Origin of the sequence: Anabaena sp. CCY 9402-a, assembly GCF_963920945.1 — a bacterium.
Lineage (GTDB): Bacteria > Cyanobacteriota > Cyanobacteriia > Cyanobacteriales > Nostocaceae > Trichormus > Trichormus minutissimus.
Map to the genome: position 1 here is coordinate 1 of NZ_CAWUDL010000202.1, position 969 is coordinate 969.

Annotated in this window: 1 protein-coding gene; it reads left to right on the forward strand. The window is 39.8% G+C overall.

Features of this window, described 5'->3' with window-relative positions:
- Positions 1 to 75: 75 nt before the first annotated feature.
- Entirely contained in the window at positions 76 to 954 is an 879-nt protein-coding gene (locus tag ACM0OR_RS28295; protein WP_414579726.1) for an IS982 family transposase, read from the forward strand.
- Positions 955 to 969 lie beyond the last annotated feature (15 nt).

The window sequence follows — 969 nt, forward strand, 5'->3', positions numbered from 1 at the left end:
ACTTAACCTGAGTTCGGGATAAGGAAAAGGACAGGTAGTAAGCTGAAAATAGCGTTAAATCCAGCAACCTGTCCTATGTTTAGTTTAGATGTTTTGTTTTGCCACGTAGATGATTTCTGTCAAGCATTTGAAGCAAAATGGCACAAACAGTTATTAAATCATGAAGGAATCAAACGTATTCGGACAAAAAGCCTATGTTTAAGCGAAATCATGACGATTCTCATTGCGTTCCATCAAAATCACTACCGCAATTTCAAGCATTTTTATTTAGATCATGTGAAACAGCATTGGCATTCGGCGTTTCCGGGATTACCAAGTTATCAACGATTTATTGAATGGATACCATCAACGTTGATACCTTTGTGCGTGTATCTCAAGCATTGTTTTGGAAATTGTACGGGTATCGGTTTTATCGATTCCACTAGTGTGAAAGTCTGCCATAATCGTCGCATTTCTAGGCATAAGGTGTTTGAAGGTTTAGCCGCCCGTGGTAAGACTTCTGTCGATTGGTTTTTTGGTTTCAAGCTGCATCTTGTGGTTAATGAGTTTGGTCAACTCTTAAATGTGACTATCACTCCTGGTAACGTTGATGACCGTCAACCAGTACCTGATTTACTCAGCAATCTATTTGGGAAAATCTTTGCTGATAGAGGCTATGTCTCCCAAAAACTCGCTGCTCAACTTTTACAAGACTTCGGAATTGAATTTTTTGCTAAACCCCGTCGCAACATGAAAAATAAGTTGATGCGTCTTCATGACAAGCTTTTGTCCCGTAAACGCTCCATCATTGAGACCATTAACGACCAACTCAAAAACATTTCTCAGATTGAACACTCTCGTCATCGCAGCCCTGTCAATTTTTGCGTTAATGTTCTGTGCGGTTTAATCGCTTATTGTCATCAGCCTAAGAAGCCTAGCCTTCAACTTGAGTGGCTTTTACCTTCATATGTTTAACCCGAACTCAGGTTA